13 protein-coding genes are annotated in these 16,649 nt (G+C 37.4%); 9 read left to right on the forward strand and 4 right to left on the reverse strand.

Features of this window, described 5'->3' with window-relative positions; all coding sequences use genetic code 11:
- Positions 1-21: 21 nt before the first annotated feature.
- The 5 genes from EDC37_RS09070 (at position 22) to EDC37_RS09090 (ending at position 6,425) form a co-directional block, all read left to right on the forward strand.
- Entirely contained in the window at positions 22-465 is a 444-nt protein-coding gene (locus EDC37_RS09070; RefSeq protein WP_132550577.1) for a GatB/YqeY domain-containing protein, read from the forward strand.
- Positions 466-708: 243 nt separating this feature from the next.
- Positions 709-2,256 (forward strand): gluconokinase, encoded by a 1,548-nt coding sequence (locus EDC37_RS09075; protein ID WP_132550579.1) that lies wholly within the window; start codon positions 709-711, stop codon positions 2,254-2,256.
- A gap of 93 nt (positions 2,257-2,349) precedes the next feature.
- Positions 2,350-3,765 carry a decarboxylating NADP(+)-dependent phosphogluconate dehydrogenase gene (gnd, locus tag EDC37_RS09080; RefSeq protein WP_132550581.1) on the forward strand — a complete coding sequence of 472 codons (1,416 nt, stop codon included), beginning with the start codon at positions 2,350-2,352 and terminating at the stop codon, positions 3,763-3,765.
- A 213-nt stretch (positions 3,766-3,978) separates the two neighbouring features.
- Complete coding sequence (locus EDC37_RS09085; protein WP_132550583.1) at positions 3,979-5,295, forward strand: gluconate:H+ symporter; 1,317 nt, start codon at positions 3,979-3,981, stop codon at positions 5,293-5,295.
- A 275-nt stretch (positions 5,296-5,570) separates the two neighbouring features.
- On the forward strand, positions 5,571-6,425 hold the full coding sequence (locus EDC37_RS09090; protein ID WP_132550585.1) for a MurR/RpiR family transcriptional regulator: 855 nt from the start codon (positions 5,571-5,573) through the stop codon (positions 6,423-6,425).
- Between the two features lie 17 nt (positions 6,426-6,442).
- Here the strand turns inward: EDC37_RS09090 and EDC37_RS09095 are convergent, their stop codons facing one another.
- On the reverse strand, positions 6,443-9,310 hold the full coding sequence (locus EDC37_RS09095; protein ID WP_132550587.1) for a DEAD/DEAH box helicase: 2,868 nt from the start codon (positions 9,308-9,310) through the stop codon (positions 6,443-6,445).
- Between the two features lie 211 nt (positions 9,311-9,521).
- Between EDC37_RS09095 and hrcA the strand changes: the two genes are divergently transcribed.
- From hrcA to dnaJ, 4 genes are all read left to right on the forward strand, one after another.
- Positions 9,522-10,553, forward strand: a complete 1,032-nt coding sequence (hrcA, locus tag EDC37_RS09100) for a heat-inducible transcriptional repressor HrcA (RefSeq protein ID WP_132550589.1) — start codon at positions 9,522-9,524, stop codon at positions 10,551-10,553.
- A 26-nt stretch (positions 10,554-10,579) separates the two neighbouring features.
- Complete coding sequence (gene grpE / locus EDC37_RS09105) at positions 10,580-11,194, forward strand: nucleotide exchange factor GrpE (protein ID WP_196589902.1); 615 nt, start codon at positions 10,580-10,582, stop codon at positions 11,192-11,194.
- A gap of 113 nt (positions 11,195-11,307) precedes the next feature.
- Positions 11,308-13,194, forward strand: a complete 1,887-nt coding sequence (dnaK, locus tag EDC37_RS09110; protein ID WP_132550591.1) for a molecular chaperone DnaK — start codon at positions 11,308-11,310, stop codon at positions 13,192-13,194.
- A gap of 91 nt (positions 13,195-13,285) precedes the next feature.
- Entirely contained in the window at positions 13,286-14,455 is a 1,170-nt protein-coding gene (gene dnaJ, locus EDC37_RS09115; protein ID WP_132550593.1) for a molecular chaperone DnaJ, read from the forward strand.
- A 155-nt stretch (positions 14,456-14,610) separates the two neighbouring features.
- Here the strand turns inward: dnaJ and EDC37_RS09120 are convergent, their stop codons facing one another.
- From EDC37_RS09120 to EDC37_RS09130, 3 genes are read right to left on the reverse strand one after another with little or no spacing between them, the layout of a single operon-like run.
- The gene (locus EDC37_RS09120) at positions 14,611-15,840 is read right to left on the reverse strand and encodes an O-acetylhomoserine aminocarboxypropyltransferase/cysteine synthase family protein (protein ID WP_132550595.1); all 1,230 of its coding nucleotides are present in this window, start codon (positions 15,838-15,840) and stop codon (positions 14,611-14,613) included.
- Entirely contained in the window at positions 15,840-16,082 is a 243-nt protein-coding gene (locus EDC37_RS09125; RefSeq protein ID WP_196589903.1) for a sulfurtransferase TusA family protein, read from the reverse strand. Before EDC37_RS09125 ends, EDC37_RS09120 begins: the two co-directional genes overlap by 1 nt.
- Entirely contained in the window at positions 16,079-16,567 is a 489-nt protein-coding gene (locus tag EDC37_RS09130) for a 4Fe-4S binding protein (protein WP_231040089.1), read from the reverse strand. Before EDC37_RS09130 ends, EDC37_RS09125 begins: the two co-directional genes overlap by 4 nt.
- Positions 16,568-16,649: the final 82 nt, after the last annotated feature.

Here is a 16,649-nt window from a genome sequence, read left to right on the forward strand (position 1 = left end):
GTAAACGCGGAGGTTAAAAAAATGTCAATCAAGGATAGGCTCATGGCTGATATGAAAACAGCTATGAAGGCTAGACAGACAGATCGTCTTACTGTTATCCGCTCAATGCGTTCGGCAGTACGTCAGGCTGAGATTGATGGCAAGACTGATCTTGATGACGATGGTGTAATCAGCATTATAAGTAAAGAACTTAAAATGCGCCAAGAATCACTTACAGAATTCAAAAAAGGCGGCAGAGACGACTTAGTTGCAAAGACTGAGGAAGAAATTGCTGTAATAATGCCTTATTTGCCTAAACAACTGTCGGAAGATGAGATACGTGCCTTAGTGAAAGATGCAGTGGAAAAGACCGGAGCATCAACAGCTAGGGATATAGGAAAGGTCATGAAAATGATCATGCCTGAAGTAAAAGGTAAAGCTGATGGCCGGTTAGTAAATAATGTCGTCAGAGAAATGCTGAATTGATTTTAAGAAGTAAATGTGTTTTCCCATTGGGAAAACGAAAAGCCTCTGTTATTTTGACAGAGGCTTTTGTTATTGGCAAAATTAAATTTTTGTATATAGGAAGAACTGGAGCTATAATAAAATGACATGATAACTTCAAAAAAATATTAAAATAATGATTTTTATATTGCAAAATATATAGGTATGTGCTACTATTTATTCAGAAAATAAATTATATTCCATACAGGGAGGCAGGTATTTTCCATGAAGACTAATTCTTCAAATAAGGTATGGGTAGGTGTAGATGTCGGTACTACCGGAGTACGTGCTATCGCGTATAATGCTGATTCTACTAATATATGTTCGTCTGAAGCTTTTTATCCCTTATTGACACCGCGGCCGGATTGGGCAGAAGAAAGCCCTTTTCAAATATATGAGGCAGTTGAAGAGGTTATAAGAAATACTGTCGATCAGCTTCGCTACAAAAATCTAAAACCAGCAGGAATAGCTCTAAGTACGGTCATGCATAGTTTCGCTGGATTAGATAGCGCGAAAAAACCATTGATGAATATGCAGACATGGGCGGACAGCCGCAGCTTAGACATAGTACGTGAATTAAAAAAGGATAATACTCTTTCCCACAATTTTTATAATAAGACTTGCTGTCCTATTCATGCGTGTTATCCGTTAGCAAAAATTTTATGGCTGCGCAAACATGCCAAGGATACTTTTCAAAAAATGAAATATATAGGTTCATTAAAGGATTATATATTTTATAATCTTACAGGTGAATGGGTTATAGACCATTCCACCGCAAGTACCAGTGGAATGTATAATGCGGGCAAAATGGATTGGGACGAAGATATTTTAAAATATGTGGGCATTAAAAAGGATGCGTTACCACCTGTTGTATCGACAACCTATCATGCTTTATTAGACGGGCAGATTGCTGAACGTCTTCATTTGTCATGTGGAATACCTGTAGTTATTGGAGCTACTGATGGTGTTTTGGTCAATGTGGGAATTGGTGCGGTGAACCCTGGCCAGTTAAGTGCTACTATAGGCACGAGTGGTGCATTACGTATGCTTACCACGAAACCAAGGGTAGATAAATATATGAGAACATGGTGTTATAATCTTACTGATGAGATGTGGGTTGCCGGCGGGGCTATAAATAACGGAGGTATGGTATTACGCTGGCTTCGCGATAAAGTCTGCCATTATAGTAAAAATCAAATGGAAAATATTGACGTTGATCCATATGATTTAATGACATTAAAAGCGAGCCATGTAGCACCAGGAGCTGATGGATTAATACTTTTGCCATTTTTTACAGGGGAACGGGCACCTTACTGGAACTCGGAATTGCGCGGTATGTTCTTTGGCCTTTCATTAAACCACGGGCGTTCGCATATGATACGCGCTGCTATGGAAGGCATATGTTACAGCCTTAATAGTGTGTTTAAGGCATTACAGGATTTTGGTGAGATTAAAGATATAAGGGTAAGCGGCAGTTTTACCAAATCTTCTTTATGGTTGCAAATATTAGCTGATGTTTTGGGAAAAGAATTAGTGTTGCCTGATAATAGTGAAGGAGCTGCTTTTGGTGCTGCAGTCTTAGGTTTTATTTCTGATGGCACTATAAAAAGCATTAACGATACCGCAAAACTTGTTAATATCAAAAAGACTTACAAACCTATAGCTGAAAATGTAGAAACTTATAAACAACTGTATGATATATTTAGCAGGTTATATTATAATTTACAGAAGGAATTTGCAGATATTGTTTCTTATCAAAACCAATTACATTGATAAAAAACCATAAAAAAATACATTTTTTTATGATTTTGAAATATAATTTAGAAGAGAAGAATTTATTACAATAGAAAGGGTTAGGTGAAAATAATGGCGGATATGGATATTGGAATAATTGGCATGGCCGTAATGGGGAGTAATCTCGCACTCAATATGGCAGATCACGGTTTTAAGGTGGCTGCGTATAATCGTACAGCTTCTCTTACAAAAGAAGTAATGGAAAAAACACCGCATAAAAATTTACAGGGGTTTTATGATTTGGCGGAATTTTTGCATTCATTGAAAAGTCCACGTCGGGTAATGCTGATGATTAAAGCAGGAAAACCGGTGGATTCTGTAATTGATGAGCTTATTCCACAGCTTGATAAGGGCGACATAATTATTGACGGTGGGAATTCTTTTTTTGAAGATACGATAAGACGTTATAAATATCTACAGGAAAAAGGTATAAATTATTTTGGCGTTGGTATTTCAGGCGGTGAAAAAGGAGCAAGATTCGGTCCGTCTATCATGCCAGGTGGCAATAAAGATGAGTATAAACATGTACAACCCATTCTTGAAGCTATCTCAGCCCATGTAGGAGAAGAACCGTGCTGTACCTATATTGGTGATAATGGAGCTGGGCATTATGTAAAGATGGTGCATAATGGCATAGAATATGCTGATATGCAGCTTATTGCAGAAACTTATTTGCTGCTTCGCCATGTAGGCGGTTTTGATAATAAAAAACTGTCACAGATTTTCCATGATTGGAATAAAGGGGAATTACACAGTTATCTTATCGGCATAACAGCGGATATTTTTGCTGAAAATGATGAAAATGGGCAGCCTGGCCAATTAGTAGATAAAATATTAGATAGTGCAGGACAAAAAGGAACAGGGCGTTGGACAAGCATTCAGTCATTAAAACAAGGCGTGGATATTTCTATGATTACCGCAGCATGTAATACACGTGTTTTGTCTAACTTACTGGAAGAACGCAAAAAAGCTGCAAGTGAAATAACAGCACCTGTATATGATGATAAAGTTGGCGAAGACTTTATAGAAGAAGTGCGTAAGAGCTTGTATGCAGCCAAGATAATTGCTTATGCACAGGGATTTTCCTTATATAATTCCGCAAGTGAAAAATATGGCTGGCATTTGGATTTTGGTAAAATAGCTTCCATTTTCCGTGCTGGTTGTATAATACAAGCTGAATTTTTGAATAAGATAACAGAAGCCTACAAGAAAAATAAAAATTTAACAAACCTGATGTTTGATGAATTTTTCCTCAATAATATAAATGAAAATCAATCCAGCTTGCGCAATATAATTTGCCTTGCCATACGCAAAGGAATTCCTATACCAGCCTTTTCAAGTGCATTGCAGTATATAGATGCTCACCGCAGCCCACAAATAGGCGCTAACTTGATTCAGGCGCAGCGCGACTATTTTGGCGCACATACCTATGCAAGAATAGATAAAGACGGTGTGTTCCATCATAAATGGCAAGAACATTATAATTGATCTAGAGAAACAATAGTTTTTATATGTGTATATTATATTTGCGGTACGATTTTCTGTGGATACTTAAAATAAGTTTGCAGAGAATTGTATCGCAGTATAAAATACATCTTTAATTAATTAGTATTATATTAATAATTTTTGCACTTATCTAAAGAATACATATAAATAGATATTATTATAAAATGATTAAATTATTTTAGAGGAGGAATATTTATGCCATTAATCATATTGGCCGTTGGGATTGCCATTTTATTTTTCTTAATTGTTAAGGTAAAGCTTAATAGTTTTTTATCATTGGTCTTAGTAGCGGGGATTGTTGGGTATGCTGAAGGGCTTCCAATTACTCAGATAATCCCTACAATTGAAAAAGGATTGGGAGGAACGTTAGGTGGCCTAGCTATAGTGGTATCTTTTGGTGCGATGCTTGGGAAACTTATGGCAGAGAGTGGCGGCGCACAAAGGATAGCAACTACTCTTATCAATGTATTCGGTCGTAAAAACGTAAAATGGGCCGTGTGTATTACAGGGTTTATTGTGGGGATAGCATTATTTTATGAAATAGGGTTTGTATTGTTGATTCCATTGGTATTTACAATTGCCGCTTCAGCTAAAATACCTCTTTTAGAAGTGGGAATTCCTATGGCAGCAGCCCTTTCTGTAACCCATGGTTTTTTACCACCACATCCAGGCCCTACAGCTATCGCTGTAATCTATAATGCTGATATAGGACTTACTCTTGTATATGGTGCAATAATAGCTGTTCCTACGGCAATAGTAAGTGGTCCTTTATTTTACAATTGTGTAAAAGGGTTGAATCCGGAAATACCAGATGGTCTGTATAATCCTAAAGTCTTTAAGGATGAAGAAATGCCAAGCTTTATGACTAGTATCTTTACGGCACTTGTTCCTGTAGTGCTAATGGCAGCGGCAGCAATTGCAAAATTAACATTAGCTAAGGATTCGGCATTATTTAATGTATTGACCTTTTTGGGGACACCTGATATGGCACTTGCTATTTCGGTAAGTATTGCTATATATACTTTTGGACTTAGCAGAGGAAAGTCTATGAGTGAGATAATGAAAACTGTTGAAAATGCAGTTGTGGCGATAGCAATGATTCTTTTGATTGTTGGTGGCGGTGGTGCATTAAAGCAAATCCTTATAGATAGTGGTGTTGGTAAGTATATTGGTGAACTGCTATCTGGTTCAAATATGTCGCCGCTTCTTTTAACTTGGCTTATTGCAGCCGTCATTCGTATTGCTTGTGGTTCTGCTACTGTTGCAGCGTTGACGGCAGCAGGAATTGCTGCACCTCTTGTTGCAGTGACTGGTGTGAGTCCTGAATTAATGGTATTAGCCACAGGAGCAGGCAGCTTGATAATAAGCCCACCAAATGATCCTGGGTTTTGGCTTTTTAAAGAATTTTTTGGTCTTACTGTGAAGGAAACAGTAAAAACTTGGTGTGCTTTAGAAACGATAATTTCTGTAATGGGACTTATTGGGGTGATGTTAATTTCTATATTTATATAAGGTTAAAGTTATAAAGAAAATAATAACATATAACAATAATTAGATGATATTTGTAAAGATATGGAATTGACTGAAAAATATGCAGAGTTAAGAGTCACAGTTGTACCAGATATGAAAGCAATAGACAAAGACATAAAAAACATAAAAACATCATAATAGGGTAAGAAAAGAAATCCCTAAGCAGAGTGATCATTACATCATTTGCTCAGGGATTTCTTTTTCTCTTTTTTATAGTACAATAAGATATATAATTTATTTTGAAGTGAGAGATATAGATGAAAAAAGAGAACCAAATACAATTACCAATTTTGCGCAGTTCATATGACAATCTTACTAAATCAGAGAAACGTATAGCTGATTATATACTGGAGAATGCCAAAAGTTTTATTGAGCAGACTGTTTCAGATATCGCTGTAAATACAGATAGCTCGGAAGTGACTGTGTCCAGATTTTGTAAAAAGCTTGGATTTAGTGGTCTCCAAGGATTAAAAATAGCACTTGCGGGAGAGATATTTTCTCCTGATGAAACCGTTTATCAGGATATAAATGTGGATGATACGTATGATGTAATTGCTGGAAAGATATTCCAAAATATTTCGGATGGGCTGCAAGATACTTTGAAGTTGTTGGATTTTAAAGATGTGGAAAAGGCTGTCCAGATACTTAGTAATGCCAAACGGATTGTCGCTTATGGTTTTGGTAATTCTGCTACTGTTTGCCGTGATATTGAAACGCGTTTCATTCGCTTTGGCATACCAGTCCAAGCTTACTGTGATTCGCATCAGCAGTTTACCTCAGCCTCTCTTCTTACTGATAAGGATGTAGTGATCGCTGTATCGCATACTGGGGAATCAATCGAATTGCTGGAATCGATAAAAATAGCCCAAAATAGTAAGGCAAAGATAATTGCGATAACAAGCTATGCTAGATCTTCTTTGACGAAGCTTGCTAATATAGCATTAAATGGGATGGGGCGGGAGGTGCACTATCGGTCAGAAGCAGTCGCATCCAGGTTAATCCACATGGCGATCATAGATCTTTTATATACTGGAATGGCGATAAAAAATCATGATTCCTATATGAAGAATATCAGTAAAATGCGTGAGGTTATAGCAAGAAAACGTTTGTAATAAATTTAGGTCGATGATTATTCTATGAGATAATCAAAAATATCTGCACGGACTGGTACTGTTAATTCGCAAATAATTTCGAAGCCGTTGAATTGTGGTGCAGGAGTCGGTTTACCAACAGCCTTGATTTCACCAAGAAAATAAAATTCTTTACTTTCTTTTTGCTCGAATGGTTTGCGAACAAATAGGTACAGGTGGTTTTCTTCGGTAGTGCTGTATATATGTATGGCATCGGAGGAGCTAATTTTCCTATTTTTCTTTGAATAGATATTTATATGTCTGTTATCTGTGAATTTATTAGTATAGGCGACACGCTTTTGTTTCGAGCTGATGTAATTTATAAAAAATGGCATACTTTTAGTCGTGCTTTCGTAGAAGTAACCAGCCATTGCATTAGGATTTATTTTTTGTGGCCAGTTAAGCAGATAGCAGACTTCTTCATAAGTATATTTTCTGTATAGGCAAAGACTAGTGTGCGGATAATTATTTGTGTAGTATTTTTGGTAACGTGTAATGGCAAAATTTAATAACGTCTTTAATTTGTCTTTAAAAGGTTTATTTTGCAGACAATAGGAAAATTCATCAGCAATCATATAATCATCAGCAACTTTTTTTATAAAAATGCAGTGCTTATATTTTTCTCTTTCGTTGCTTATAGTGAAAGTATTGGTTAAATTATTGATAATTGATTTTTTTTCTTCACTAGTTAAAATTATTTTATAATTTTTTTGGAGAAGATTTATAAATTCAGAAAAAAGACTATTGTTGTTTAGAAGCAGCATTCTTAGCATTTCTATTTCATATATTCTTTTACCAGCAGCAAAGCGTTTGCAGATAAAGGTAAGTATTTCTTCTTGTGTAGAGGATAGCTCAATAGTATATTGAGCTTCATATTTTTGCAAAAAAGAGTGATATGAGCCAAATTTTTCTATATATCTCAATATGTCTACAGTACCAAATTTGGTGAAATCACTCAAGGCTGGGATTTTTCCAAGTTTGTTTTTTAAATCCGTATACGCTTTACGCAGAACGGAAGTATCATTAAGGCGTGCAGTATCTATGGATAAATAAATGTTTTTTCGGGCAACAGCATCAAAGTTGACAGTTGAAGGACCGTATAAAAGATTTTTTCCATCACTTACACAACGGCGGAGATTGTCTTTATTATAAGAATTATCGCCGAAAAGTGCTATGGGAATCATGAAGTTATTAGTATAGTTGCCTATAAAATCCAGGACTACGAGATAAGCCTTGTTTGCATATTTACGTAATCCCCTGCCCAGCTGTTGTACAAATATAATGGGAGATTGCGTAGGGCGCAGCATAATTATTTGGTTTACCGCGGGTATATCTATGCCTTCATTCATAATGTCAACAGAAAAAATATAGTCAAGGCCGCCTTCTCGTTCAGCTTGGGCAAGTTTGTTTATTGCCTCATTTCTGGTTTGGGGAGGATCACTGGCTGAAAGGACTAGTGTGTGGAACCCCTCTTTATTGAAGGCACAAGAAAGTGCGTGTGCTTCTTCGATAGAACGACAGAAAATTAAACCCTTCACACGCGTACCGCTGTACCCATAAAAGGCGGCTTTTTTTATTATATGGATAACGCGCTCATGGCAAATCAAGTTATTGAAAGAAATATTATCGTCAACAGGATGGCCGTCTATTTCAATATCAGTTATGCCAAAATAATGGAAAGGGCAGAGCAGGTTTGTTTTCATTGCTTCTTGCAGACGGATTTCATAGGCAATATTGTTGTCAAATAAACTATATATATCAAAAGCATCTGTGCGTTCAGGTGTAGCTGTCATGCCCAGTATAAAAGCGGGATGGAAATAAGTAAAAATACGCTGATAACCATGGGCACCGGCACGATGGGTTTCGTCAATGACTATGTAATCAAAAGCTATAGGGGAAAAATAGTTTATAATATGTTCTTTTGACAGTGTATTTATAGTAGCAAAGATAAAATCAGCATCAAAATTTTTTTGGCGGCCTGTTAAAAAACCAGTAGAGATATTATTGCCCAATATTTTTTTATAGCTTTTTTCTGCTTGATATAGTATTTGCCCACGGTGTGCGATAAATAACACTCTGCGCGGTTGAAAGTTTTTTATGTCGAGGGCGCTAAGAAAAGTTTTTCCGGTTCCTGTCGCGGAAATAAGCAAGGCTTTTTGTTTTCCTTGCTGACGAAGTTGGGTTAAGGCTTTAAGTACTTTTTTTTGCATTGCATTAGCAATTATAGGTACTGCATTGGTAAGGTTAAAAACTGCACTTTTTTGACGGGCTTTTTGGGATAGATTATAGCGCTCTTGATAGCCTAGCAGCCAATCAGTGCTGAGAATTTTAGAATCATTCCAAAGTGTAGTAAATGCATCTATCGTTTTTTCATAAAATTTACTATTTTTTGTACAGGTGAGCTTAACATTCCATTCTTCATTTGCCTTTAGGGCTTCTTGTGTGACATTGGCACTGCCTATGATAATGGAAGCATCGTCTTTTCTTTTAAAAATATATCCTTTCGCGTGAAAATTATTTTTATTGTATATGCGTATTTTTATATTGGTGAAACTGCTTATTTCGCTTAAGGCAGCCGGATCAGTGAAATTTAAATAATCAGATGTGATTATGCGACCTGGAATTTTATTTTTTTCGAGCAGATGCAGGCAGTCCTTCAGTAAAAGCAGACCGCTCTTGGTAATAAAAGCCACTGCAAAATCAAAACTTGTACAATTTTTTAATAATTGCTCCAAAGAAGTAATTATACTTTTTCTTTGGCTTATATTATTATATATAAGTTCAGCTTGCAAATTTTCTTTTGTTGGCAGATCTTCATTAAAAGCTGTGTCCAGTGATTTTAGCATTTCAAATGCAGTAGGGTTCATAGAATTTTCTCCAATGATATAATGTAAAGCTAATTTATATTATATAACATATAATGTAATTAGAATATTTTTCTAAATAAAATTTGCTGTCAATTTCTTGACATTTTGATTAAATGGTTGTATATTCTTAATTAGAAATTAGCACTCACTAATTGAGAGTGCTAATAAATATCCACCGGTTATTAAAATAGGTAGTAGAGGGGGTGTTGTAATGCTTGATAAAAGAAAACAACGTATATTGCAGGCTATTATTGATGATTATATATCAACAGCCGAACCGGTGGGGTCCCGTACTATTGCAAGAAAATATAATTTAGGTATAAGTCCGGCAACTATACGTAATGAGATGGCTGATTTAGAATTTTTAGGTTACATTGAGCATCTGCACACTTCTTCTGGACGAGTACCTTCGTCAAAGGGGTATCGTTTTTATGTAGATGATCTACTTAAACCTACTAAGATTACAGATGAAGAAATGGGCATGATTCAGAAATGGTACGATACAAAAGTACAACGGATGGACAGCGTATTTCGTGAGACCGCTAAAATCATATCGCATTTGACCAATAATGTTTCAATGGTGATAACACCGCAATTGGCCGAAGCTGTATTCAATTATATAAAATTTGTGCCGCTTGATGATGAGCATGTTGTTGCTGCTATTATGAGCGATGCTGGTTATATTGAAAATAAGATAATAAAAATGCCACATGATACGTCGATGCTTGATTTTGAGCAGCTGGCGTCAGCACTTAATGATTATCTTTCCGGCAAAAAAATAAGTGAGATTCGCATGGGTGCCATTCATAAAATGCGTTCACAGATGGTTGATACAGCAGCGTTTAATAAAATAGTTGATATTATAGAACATGCTTTAACCGGAAAGAAACGTAACCAGATCTATACAGAAGGAACACCGCAACTGCTTGAACAACCAGAATTTCATGACATAAACAAAGTGAAAAACATATTGATGATGTTGGAAGAAGAACCTATTTTGCGTGATATCCTTTACAGCAGAATGCAGGATGAAGGGGCAAATCTTACTGTTACAATCGGTCAGGAAAATAAATACACAACTATTAAGGACTGCAGTATAATAAGAGCAACGTATCATCTTGACGGACAGCCGCTTGGCACTATAGCGGTTTTGGGACCGACACGCATGGAATATGGTAAAGTGATAGCATTGTTGGAATTTATGAATAAAAATATGGCTCGTATATTGAAACGCTTTATATAGAATTTAATAAAAGAGATGAGGTCAGTATGCCGCACATGAAAGATGAAATGAAAAAGAAAGATAGCGAAAAGCTGGAAGAAATGCAAAAGGAAATCAACGAAGCGAAGGACGATCAGGAACTTGCCGCTGAAAGTAATGATGATGTTGATAATGCGGATATAACAAAAAATGAGGCAGATGACGCAGCTTTGTTAGAAGCCCAGATTGAGGAAGGGAAGAAAGCTTTGACAGAAGCAGAAGAACGCTTTAAGCGCTTGCAGGCAGATTTTGTTAATTTCCGTCGTCGCAGCAATCAGGAAAAATCGGAGATATCGGAAGTAATTCTACAAGGCTTTGTTAAAGATATGTTGCCGGTTTTAGATAATTTTGAACGGGCAATAACAACTGAAAGCAATGATAGCACAGCTTTTGTGGACGGTGTAAAAATGATTTTTAATCAGTTCCAGGAAATTTTGACAAAGAATGGCTTGGAAGTTATAAAAACGGAAGGAGCGAAGTTTGATCCCAACTTCCATCAAGCTGTAATGCGTGTAGAAGACGCTGAAAAAGAAGATGACAGTATTGAACAGGAATTACAGAAGGGATATATGGTTCATGGACGCGTTATACGTCCGGCAATGGTAAAAGTAGTTTCAAATTAAATGAAAAGCTTTCCCTAAAAGGAGTAGAAAGATTGAAAGCTTGGCCTTGCGGGGAAATTAAAAAAGATAATTAACAACTTTATAGTACATAAAGATATAGGGGGAAATGTATAATGTCAAAAATAATTGGTATCGATTTAGGTACAACTAATTCCGTAGTTTCCGTTATGGAAGGCGGAGAACCAACAGTTATCACAAATCCAGAAGGAAGCCGTATTACTCCTTCAGTAGTGGGTTTTACTAAAGATGGAGAACGTCTTGTAGGTCAATTGGCTAAAAGACAAGCAGTATCAAATCCTGATGGGACAATTGCTTCAATAAAACGTCATATGGGTGAAAAAGATTATAAAGTTACTGTTAATGGTAAGGATTATACCCCACCAGAAATATCAGCAATGATTTTGCAAAAACTCAAAGCTGATGCAGAAGCTTATCTTGGAGAAACAGTGACACAGGCCGTTATTACAGTTCCGGCATATTTTAATGACAGTCAGCGTCAAGCTACGAAAGATGCTGGGAAGATAGCAGGTCTTGAAGTTTTACGTATAATCAACGAACCGACAGCAGCTTCTTTGGCATATGGCTTGGATAAAGACAAAGATGAAACCATTCTTGTTTTTGACCTTGGTGGTGGTACATTTGATGTTTCCATCTTGGAATTAGGCGATGGTGTTTTTGAAGTAAAAGCGACTAACGGTAATACGCATCTGGGCGGCGATGATTTTGATAAACGCGTCATGGACTGGATGGTTGATGAATTTAAAAAATCAAATGGCATTGATTTGTCAAAGGACAAAATGAGTGCACAGCGTTTGATTGAAGCAGCAGAAAAAGCAAAAATAGAGCTCTCTAATATGACCTCTACAAATATAAATTTACCTTTCATTACAGCAGATGCCAGCGGTCCTAAGCATCTTGACCTTACACTGACACGTGCTAAATTTAATGAAATAACAGCTGATCTTGTACAGGATACGATTGAACCTACGAGAAAAGCTTTGGCCGATGCAGGACTTACTGTAAATGATATTAATAAAATAATTCTTGTTGGTGGTTCTACACGTATTCCGGCTGTACAGGAAATAATTAAAAAAGAACTCGGCAAAGAACCAAGCCGCGGTGTAAATCCGGATGAATGTGTTTCCATTGGTGCAGCTATCCAGGGTGGTATTCTTGCCGGTGATGTAAAAGATGTCCTTTTACTTGATGTAACACCGTTGTCCCTTGGTATTGAAACACTGGGCGGTGTTTGCACTAAAATAATCGAAAGAAATACAACAATTCCTACTTCAAAAAGCCAGATATTCTCCACTGCTGCTGATAACCAGCCTTCAGTTGACATTCATGTATTACAGGGTGAACGTGAAATGGCAGCTGGTAACAAGACACTTGGCAGATTTGAACTTGCGGATATTCCACCAGCTCCAAGAGGTGTTCCTCGTATTGAAGTTACATTTAGTATTGATGCTAATGGTATAGTCAATGTTTCGGCAAAAGATCTGGGAACAGGTAAGGAACAGAAGATTACTATTCAGTCTGATAGCGGTATGAGCAAAGAAGATATAGATCGTATGGTAAAAGAAGCAGAAGCTCATTCAGCTGAAGATAAAAAACGTAAAGAAGAAATAGATGCAAGAAATACGGCTGACAGCATGGTTTATCAGGCAGAAAAAGCAATTAAGGATCTTGGCGATAAAGCTGATAAAGCAGCCGTAGAAAAGATACAGGCGGCTTGCGATAAAGTTAAGGAAGCTTTGAAGGGTAAAGATGTAGAAGCTATCAAGAAAGCAACAGAAGAATTGCAAAAACCACTCTATGAAATGAGTGCAGCTGCTTATCAGCAGGCTCAAGCAAATGGACAAGCTGCAGGCGCTGCAGGTGCTAATCCTGATGCTCAGCAGACACAGGCTGGTCCTGATGATGCTAAAAAAGACGGCGATAATGTAGTTGATGCTGACTATAAAGTCGTTGATGATGATAAAAAAGATGACAAGAAATAATTAGATGTTGTTAATAATAAGATAGTAATGGCCTGATGATTTTGTAGTAATATAAAATCATCAGGTTCATCTATATATCAAGGTGGATAAAGTGAGCGAAAAACGAGATTATTACGAAGTACTCGGTGTTGCAAAAGATGCCACTGAGGCTGATATAAAAAAAGCATTTAGAAAACTGGCCCGCAAATACCATCCTGACCTTAATAAAGACAATCCCAAAGAAGCAGAAGAAAAATTTAAAGAAGTAAATGAAGCCTATGAAGTGCTGTCTGATTCACAGAAAAGAGCACAGTATGATCAGTTTGGCCATGCCGCTTTTACCGGTGGTGGTGCCGGTGCAGGCGCTGGTGCTGGTGGTTTCGGCGGCTTCGGTGGTTTTGGTGGTTTCAGTGATGGCAGTACATCTGACTTTGGTGATATTTTTGATGCTTTCTTCGGTGGTGGCGGTAGATCCAGTAGTAGACGCCGTGGACCGCAAAGAGGCTCTGATTTGCGGTATAATTTGGAAATTGATTTCGAAGATGCCGCTTTTGGTAAACAGGTAGAACTTACTATCCCGCGGATGGAAGAATGTAAAACATGTCATGGGAGCGGAGCAGCTCCAGGGACACAGCCAGAAGAATGCCCTAAATGTCATGGAACAGGACAGGTACAGGAAGTTCATAATACGCCTTTTGGCCGTATGGTAAATGCACGTACATGTGACAGATGCGGTGGAACAGGCAAGATAATAAAGAAACCTTGTCCGACTTGCCGTGGTGAAGGTCATACACGTGTGCGCCGCAAGATAGATGTAAAGATACCAGCTGGTGTGGACGATAATTCGCGGATTCGTGTGTCCGGCGGCGGTGAAGCGGGTGAACGAGGTGGCAGCCCAGGTGACTTATATGTGTATATTACAGTTAGATCACATAAATTTTTCCATCGTGAAGGAAATGATGTTATCTGTGAAGTTCCTATTTCCTTTGTACAGGCTGCACTTGGCGATAAGATTGAAGTCCCTACACTTGATGGTAAAGTGGAAATATCTGTTCCAGCAGGTGTACAGTCAGGTACGATCTTGCGTATGAAGGGGAAAGGTATTCCTTATCTTCGTGGTAGCGGACGCGGTGACCAGCATGTGAAGGTAAAAGTCTTGACACCACAGAAACTTACTGCAAGACAAAAGGAACTTTTACGTGAATTTGCTGATGAGAAAAATGAAAATGTAAATCCTGAACAGAAAAGCTGGCAGGATAAGATAAAAAAATTTTTTAAATAAAAGACGGAGCCATTAGGCTCCGCCAGATTGTTGCTAATATTATTACCGCCACTATCTATGAAAGTTGTGTATAGATAGTGGCGGTTTTATTTTATCATTAAATTATCATTATGATAATAGAAATGGCTGCATATGTTATTTTTGAAAAAAACTAATCATATTTTAGCCAATGCTTGTTTAAAATCTTCTTCAATGTCTTCAATATCTTCAAGGCCAACACAGATTCTTATCAGATCGTCATAAACGCCGGCATTTGCCTTTTGTTCCTCAGTATCTGCTGCATAAATAGTGGAAGCTGGATGAATTACCAATGTCTTTGAATCACCAATATTGGCGGCATTAAGTGCATACTTTAGATTATCTATCAAGGTAAAGGCTTTTTCTTTTGTACCTACTCGTATTGTCAAAATGGCGCCATATTTGTCACCAAATTGTCTCTTTGCTGTTTCGTGGTCAGGATTTTCGGGTAAACCGGGATAATTTACAGCTTTAATTTTACTGCAATTTTTTAAATAGCTGGCAAGTCTATTGGCACTGGCACAAACTCTTTCCATTCTTAGAGAAAGAGTATCAAGCCCTAAATTAATCAGGTAAGCGTTTAAGGGAGCCATACAGGTGCCAATATCCTTAAATAAACCTGCACGCAGTTTTGCTAGATAACAAAATGGCCCATATTGGGTAAAATTTTTGATGAGAGGAAATTTGTCTTCAGTCCATTTAAAGCGGCCACTGTCAATTATTGTTCCACCGATTGAGTTACCGCCGCCATCGATGAACTTTGAAACGGAGTGCACAACAATATCAGCACCGTGTTTTAAAGGCTGTATCAGATATGGAGTGGCAGCAGTATTGTCAATTATAAGAGGAATGTGGTACTTATGTGCTAGTTGGGAAAAGGCTTTTATGTCTGGCACATCAAGTTTAGGGTTGCCTATGGTTTCTAAAAAGATTAACCGTGTATTCGCAGTGATATATTTTTCAAAACAGGTCGTAGTGCTTTTTTGGGCATAATTTGTCTTTATACCATAGGCAGATAAGCCATTAAAAAATGAATAGGTTCCACCAAAGATACCACTTCCGGAAACAATTTCGTCGCCGCTTTTTAATATATTTAGAACAGCTAGTGATACTGCAGCCATGCCTGACGAACAGGCAACAGAACCAACCCCGCCTTCAAGGAGTGTCATGCGGCGTTCAAAATAATCAATTGTAGGATTGTTTACACGAGTGTATACAAATCCTGGTTTTTTTCCGGAAAAGATTTTTTCCATTGCAGCGGCGCTTTGCTGGTAAAAAGCCGCCGATTGATAAATGGGCGGTGTCGTTGCACCAGTTTCTGCATTAGGGCTGACATTACCGTGCAAAAGTTTAGTGGTAAATTTCATTAAAGCCCACCCTTTTCCACAAAGACAGTAAATGTGCCATCATTATTATCATTTACTTCAACGACTTTGTGGCCTTCATCCTTAAAACTGCGTGGAACGTTTAAAATGGGTTCCCCTTCATTCATTTTAATTTCTAGTATCTGTCCATCTTCAAGATCTTCTATACTCATTTTTGCTTTTACAAAGGTCACTGGACAGACTACATCTGTTATATCTACAAAACTGTCTGCTTTTATACTCATAATACTTCTTTTAACTCCTTTTCTAATAATTGCCAGCCTACTCTGTCAAGTGTATTGGCAAACCTTTCACCTTTTTTAGCATTTTTTTCAAAAAAGGCCAATGTAACGTCAATGACTTTATATAAAACATCGGTTGAGAAAATTAAAGGCAGCAATCTTTTACCTATTGTTATCCTATTTCCGTATAAACCACCAAATGAAACTATAAAACCATGTTCTCCTGACCAGGCTGATGTTGGGCATACCTTCAAGCATTTACCGCAATAAATACATTTTTCCATAGAAAAATTAAGAGTTTTATCTGCTTTATTTACAGTGATTGCTTTACCGGGGCATACTATCTGGCACAATCCGCAAAATGTGCAGACCTTTTTATCCCATGACGGTTTTACACCGCCCTTTATGCCTAAGTCGTTTTCTTCTGCTTTCAGGCAGTTGTTGCAGCAGCCTGTAATACCAAATTTAAATTTGTGGGGCTGTGACAAAATGAGTAATCATTTTGTCCACAGCCTCTTTTGCTATTCGTATTGAGGTCTCAAGTAGGCAATTACTAAAAAAGGGTATACA

The sequence above is a fragment of the Pectinatus cerevisiiphilus genome, from assembly GCF_004341685.1.
Lineage (GTDB): Bacteria > Bacillota > Negativicutes > Selenomonadales > Selenomonadaceae > Pectinatus > Pectinatus cerevisiiphilus.

Bases quoted from the DNA above. Each gene is read 5' to 3' on its own strand.
- EDC37_RS09125 (WP_196589903.1), bottom strand. From the start codon at position 16,082: ATGAGTATAAAAGCAGACAGTTTTGTAGATATAACAGATGTAGTCTGT.
- EDC37_RS09085 (WP_132550583.1), top strand. From the start codon at position 3,979: ATGCCATTAATCATATTGGCCGTTGGGATTGCCATTTTATTTTTCTTA.
- EDC37_RS09070 (WP_132550577.1), top strand. From the start codon at position 22: ATGTCAATCAAGGATAGGCTCATGGCTGATATGAAAACAGCTATGAAG.
- EDC37_RS09075 (WP_132550579.1), top strand. From the start codon at position 709: ATGAAGACTAATTCTTCAAATAAGGTATGGGTAGGTGTAGATGTCGGT.
- gnd (WP_132550581.1), top strand. From the start codon at position 2,350: ATGGCGGATATGGATATTGGAATAATTGGCATGGCCGTAATGGGGAGT.
- EDC37_RS09090 (WP_132550585.1), top strand. From the start codon at position 5,571: ATGAAAAAAGAGAACCAAATACAATTACCAATTTTGCGCAGTTCATAT.
- hrcA (WP_132550589.1), top strand. From the start codon at position 9,522: ATGCTTGATAAAAGAAAACAACGTATATTGCAGGCTATTATTGATGAT.
- grpE (WP_196589902.1), top strand. From the start codon at position 10,580: ATGCCGCACATGAAAGATGAAATGAAAAAGAAAGATAGCGAAAAGCTG.
- dnaK (WP_132550591.1), top strand. From the start codon at position 11,308: ATGTCAAAAATAATTGGTATCGATTTAGGTACAACTAATTCCGTAGTT.
- EDC37_RS09095 (WP_132550587.1), bottom strand. From the start codon at position 9,310: ATGAACCCTACTGCATTTGAAATGCTAAAATCACTGGACACAGCTTTT.
- EDC37_RS09120 (WP_132550595.1), bottom strand. From the start codon at position 15,840: ATGAAATTTACCACTAAACTTTTGCACGGTAATGTCAGCCCTAATGCA.